Genomic DNA, 4,193 nt, shown 5'->3' with positions numbered 1-4,193 from the left:
TCGCGGTTGAGGTGATGGGGTTGGCTTCACAACCGAATCCTACGCCGCATCAGCGCTTTACACCACGCTCGCCAGCCTCTCAGGCGCCCTCTCGCGAATAAGACGGGCTAATTATCCTGGCGGGCATGATTGCACCGGCATTGATGGTCCTAGCACTGCTCTATCGCTGACGCACAGCCTTACGGTGCCTGTCGCTAGCTGGAGCCGCACTTCGAGCAAAAGCTGTGACACGGGCCCGAAGCGCGATGCAAATGCTGGTCGAGCGCCAGCGTTCCTGTTGAAGACGTGTCGGAAGGCGAGCTATCTCCAAATTTAATGTAGCAACATAACATTTGAGAGCGCGCGGACGAACCGAAAGCAGAGAGTGACTTCAGTGCGCTTGACAAGCCGCGCGCTCGCGGCCCGGCGTCCCGGCTCCTGTCCTAGGCCTCCCGGACGTTTGGGGCCGCAGCGCGCTGGAGACGCCCTTTTAGCCGGTGAAACTTCGGAAGGCAGAGATGACCTACACCATCGGGTTTCGGAGGCGAAGCAATGTCGCGGTTTTAACGACCGAAGTTCCGACGGCTAACCATGCGCTTGCAGTCATCGCAACCGTCGAACAGTCCGTGGGCAAGCTCGACTTCATCAGGTCGCCGCAGGAAGGCGACATCGGCATTGAAATGCTTAGGGTGCTGGCAAAAGAAGAGGCCGAGGAAATGTCTCAGACTGCCTTCTAAACCTCTCTCATGGGCGTCCAAGCGTTAGGTCGCAGGTTCGATCCCTGCCGCAGGCACCACCATGTTTCTCCAGATCACCGCGCCGCACTTCTGTGCAGTGGCGATGTTACTTTCTTCTCGCGTCCCTTGATCAGCTCGCGAAACGTCGCTTGACCGCGCCGCGATTTGGCCCACGAGCGCGTTCGTCGATGACGGACACTGTGTTCGTCGATAGCGAATGACACGGGCATTGATCTACATGGCTGACGGTGTAGATCTAAGCCGGGCGCTGGAGATCTCACCCCATTGAAGACCAAGCAGTGATCATTGAAATTCTGGCCCAGATCATCTTACAGCTGGCATGGTACTGTTCGGCGGTGTTGTGGCCGAGACTGCGCAGAGAACGCCAGCCGGCGCTTCATGAATGGCAACCTTTCGAAGGAAGCGATGGGAGCGAGCGTTCCGCGATCCGTGCGCAAGTGGGTGAACGGCAAGCTGCCGGTGCCGCGCCACATCGAACTGCTGGTCAACCTGATGCTAACACTGGACCGCAGCCATGAGCGACCAGACATTCCACGTCATGATGGCAGTACTCTTTGTCCTCGTGAGCGGCGGCTATTTCTTGGAAGCCATGCGCCAGCTCGACCTCGATGCCTACGGCGCGAGCGACTTCCGCTATGCGCAGGTGCTCGCTGAAAAGCTCATAGGCTGGGCCATCATCACAGCGTTCTTCGCGTGGCTATGGCTCTGAACTGGACTGCCCGCTTAGGCCTCATCGCCCAGGGCGGCAAGATCACGGAGGCCGCGCCGATCCTGAAGTGGGCAATCGGAAAGACGGATAACGAGCTGCGCGCATACTGCGCTCGTAAGAGTTGGCGCGTGCGCGAGATTTCTGAGCATCTCACCCAAATTCCGTAAGTCGAACTCTTTACGACACGGGCGACTTGTGCGTATTTTTCGGCAAGCCCCGACATGCCGCTTCTGGTCGCCCCGGAGCGGTGTCATCGGGGCCTTGTCGGGCAGTGCAGCCTCAGCCCCCCAGCCCAATCTGCACTGGCCCGGCTCCAATCATCGAGGACAGACGATGATGTGCGAGCGTTGCGAAGCGATGGAAGACGGGCTGCAATCGATTGTGCAGTGGTCTGAAGCCTATCCTCTCTCTGTTTTCCCCGAACCCGATCTGAAGAAGGCGCGCGCCGCGCTGGAAGCTGCAGGCATCAGCCTCGACAGCATCTCAGCGCACTGCATGCGCCACGTCATCATGTCGGTCGGAGAGATCGCGCGGAGGGCACTGCGTCATGACTGAACGCAGCCAGACGAACGCCCAGATCGCGCGGCTCGAGGCCCGCGTCACGGTGCTGGAGCAGGTGATCTTCCAGCTAAACCCGTCCGCGCTCCGTCCGAACATCGACAGCGTCGAGGCGGTGAAGAATTTTCTGCGCAAGCACGACATCGACACGCTCTCGCCGCACGTCGCGCGGTTTCTGAGCGACCAGCTGCCGGTCGAATGGCGCGCGCTCGCCAACAGCGCGGGCGCAATCCGCACCTTCAAGCTGCTCGCGCAGAACGTCTCGATCATCGACGCCCGCAAGAGGTTATCGTGAGCCGTGACGATCTCATCGACATCCTCCGCGACGAGCTGAAGCGCCAGCAGCGCGACCGCAAGGTCTCTCTGGTGCCAGTCGAGACGCCCGACAAGTTCGAGGTGATCGGCGTCATCGATGTCCACGCGCTCGCCGACGCCATCGCGCGCGAGCTGCCGTCATGACCGAGTCCGCGCACGACCTGCGTCTCGTGTGCGACTTGCGCAAATATCGCTCTGCGCAGGAGCAGAGGGTGATTGATTTGCTGTTCGCCAAGCTGATGCGCGGCGACAGGCGCGGGTTCGAGCACTCATTGCGCAGCCGCACCGCCGCAGCTCTGCGCCGTCGCGGCGTGATCACGGTGGAGCGCAAGCAATGAACGTGATCGTGTGCGGCGGGCGCACCTTCGAAAACTACGCGGCGGTCAAGAAGTATCTCGACATGCTGCACGACCTTCATCACTTCACGCTGCTGATCCACGGCAGGGCGAAGGGCGCGGACACCTGCGCGCATCGCTGGGCGGGCGAGCACAAGGTGCCGGTCGAGATGTTTCCGGCGCACTGGCGGCTGCACGGCAACAGCGCCGGGCCCATCCGCAACAAGCAGATGCTGGCCGAGGGCAAGCCGCAGCTCGTGATCGCGTTTCCTGGCGGCGACGGCACCGCCGATATGTGCAGGCAGGCCCGCGCTGCGGGCGTCACGGTGATTGATCTGAAAGATGAGCGCACGAGGGCAGAGGTAACGCAGCGATGGCGGACGAGGAGCCAAGGCGCGACTACAAAAGCGCCGCAGACCTCCTCCGCGACCGATACGGCGAGTTCAGGCCGCTCGGCGAGCTGAAGCGCACGCCCAGCATTTCCGACAAGCTGCTCGCGCTGGCGACCGCGCCAGCAAAGACGGCGGTCAAGATCGTCTCGGGGCTGGCCGATCTCGGCACGCTGCCGATGCGCGCCATGGACGCGAACCAGCGCTAGATGGAGACCGGGCAGTACGATCCGGCCCCGTTCGTCGAGGCTGCCATGCTGCCCACGGGCGCGGGTGCGTTTGCCGGTGTGCCGCGCGCCGCAGGCGAGACCGTGCTCGGTGCCGGTGCCGTGCGCGATCCTGCCATGTGGCGCGGGCTCTCGGAGGTGAAGCTGCGCAAGCCGCTCGCCGAGATGGAGCGCACCATCGTCAATCCGCGCGCCTCGACAGAGCGCGTGATCTCGCCAGAGCAGCTGCAGGGCAACGTGCTGCTGCCAGCGCTCGGCGACCGTGCGGCGATTGGTGGTCAGGTCAGCAGGATCGGTGATGTGCCAATCAGCAACCCGGTCGATCTGCAGGGCGGCCACGGCTTCATGTCAGCCGAAGGCCCGCACGCCTGGGCCTCCGAAAAGGGCCGCATGACCACCATGGCGAACCGCGTGCGCAGGCTGCAGGACGAGTACGGCAACGTCTACGCGCCTTACACGGCGATGGGCGAGCGCGCGGTGGACTTCTCGCACCACATGAGCGACGCGCTCAGCGAAATGCTGAAGCACGCGCCGGTCACCGGCAAGGGCGCGGCCGAGTTCGATGCGCTGATGCGCGCGCCGCGCGGCAAGGACTTCCCGGCAGCAGAGAGCTGGCCGGGTGTCACGTCGCCCGATCTGCGCGATTATCTGATCAACGCGCCCGGCGTCATCCGCGCGAAGTTCGCCAAGGAAATGGACAAGGCGCGCTTCGCAAAGGAGGGCTTCCCCGACGTTGCGGAGGCCCGCTTCGCAGTTACTGATCCGCGCCTGCTCAACACGCCGTCGATGGCGTCGGGCCTGTCGATCTCGCGGCTCCCCGCGGGTCACTTCAAATTCCTCCGGGTGTGGTCAGTCAAATTCCTCCACCCGCGAGGCAGGACAAGGGACTGTTAGTTTGAGTTTGTTTCCCGGGCAAGAGCTTC

Annotated in this window: 8 protein-coding genes; all 8 read left to right on the top strand. The window is 63.0% G+C overall.

Annotated elements, in window-relative coordinates:
* Positions 1–497 precede the first annotated feature (497 nt).
* Complete coding sequence (locus tag QJT78_RS49245) at positions 498–716, top strand: hypothetical protein (protein WP_028152252.1); 219 nt, start codon at positions 498–500, stop codon at positions 714–716.
* Between the two features lie 535 nt (positions 717–1,251).
* On the top strand, positions 1,252–1,446 hold the full coding sequence (locus QJT78_RS49240) for a hypothetical protein (protein ID WP_028152251.1): 195 nt from the start codon (positions 1,252–1,254) through the stop codon (positions 1,444–1,446).
* A 333-nt stretch (positions 1,447–1,779) separates the two neighbouring features.
* Positions 1,780–2,001 (top strand): hypothetical protein, encoded by a 222-nt coding sequence (locus QJT78_RS49235; protein WP_028152250.1) that lies wholly within the window; start codon positions 1,780–1,782, stop codon positions 1,999–2,001.
* Positions 1,994–2,299 carry a hypothetical protein gene (locus QJT78_RS49230; RefSeq protein WP_028152249.1) on the top strand — a complete coding sequence of 102 codons (306 nt, stop codon included), beginning with the start codon at positions 1,994–1,996 and terminating at the stop codon, positions 2,297–2,299. Before QJT78_RS49235 ends, QJT78_RS49230 begins: the two co-directional genes overlap by 8 nt.
* Positions 2,296–2,463, top strand: coding sequence for a hypothetical protein (locus QJT78_RS49225; RefSeq protein ID WP_155257991.1), 168 nt, complete (start codon positions 2,296–2,298; stop codon positions 2,461–2,463). The genes QJT78_RS49230 and QJT78_RS49225 overlap by 4 nt, the downstream gene beginning before the upstream one ends.
* Positions 2,460–2,657: a hypothetical protein gene (locus tag QJT78_RS49220; protein WP_028152248.1), complete on the top strand. Its 198-nt coding sequence runs from the start codon at positions 2,460–2,462 to the stop codon at positions 2,655–2,657. The genes QJT78_RS49225 and QJT78_RS49220 overlap by 4 nt, the downstream gene beginning before the upstream one ends.
* Complete coding sequence (locus QJT78_RS49215) at positions 2,654–3,118, top strand: DUF2493 domain-containing protein (RefSeq protein WP_049810650.1); 465 nt, start codon at positions 2,654–2,656, stop codon at positions 3,116–3,118. Before QJT78_RS49220 ends, QJT78_RS49215 begins: the two co-directional genes overlap by 4 nt.
* 134 nt (positions 3,119–3,252) lie before the next feature.
* Complete coding sequence (locus QJT78_RS49210) at positions 3,253–4,164, top strand: hypothetical protein (protein ID WP_281460784.1); 912 nt, start codon at positions 3,253–3,255, stop codon at positions 4,162–4,164.
* Positions 4,165–4,193 lie beyond the last annotated feature (29 nt).

The sequence above is a fragment of the Bradyrhizobium sp. Mp27 genome, from assembly GCF_029953005.1.
Lineage (GTDB): Bacteria > Pseudomonadota > Alphaproteobacteria > Rhizobiales > Xanthobacteraceae > Bradyrhizobium > Bradyrhizobium barranii.
Note: the sequence above shows the minus strand (reverse complement) of the source record. Positions and strands in the feature narration are given on the sequence as shown.

Coding starts and splice junctions, on each gene's coding strand:
- QJT78_RS49245 (WP_028152252.1), top strand. CDS start 498: ATGACCTACACCATCGGGTTTCGGAGGCGAAGCAATGTCGCGGTTTTA.
- QJT78_RS49240 (WP_028152251.1), top strand. CDS start 1,252: ATGAGCGACCAGACATTCCACGTCATGATGGCAGTACTCTTTGTCCTC.
- QJT78_RS49235 (WP_028152250.1), top strand. CDS start 1,780: ATGATGTGCGAGCGTTGCGAAGCGATGGAAGACGGGCTGCAATCGATT.
- QJT78_RS49230 (WP_028152249.1), top strand. CDS start 1,994: ATGACTGAACGCAGCCAGACGAACGCCCAGATCGCGCGGCTCGAGGCC.
- QJT78_RS49220 (WP_028152248.1), top strand. CDS start 2,460: ATGACCGAGTCCGCGCACGACCTGCGTCTCGTGTGCGACTTGCGCAAA.
- QJT78_RS49215 (WP_049810650.1), top strand. CDS start 2,654: ATGAACGTGATCGTGTGCGGCGGGCGCACCTTCGAAAACTACGCGGCG.
- QJT78_RS49210 (WP_281460784.1), top strand. CDS start 3,253: ATGGAGACCGGGCAGTACGATCCGGCCCCGTTCGTCGAGGCTGCCATG.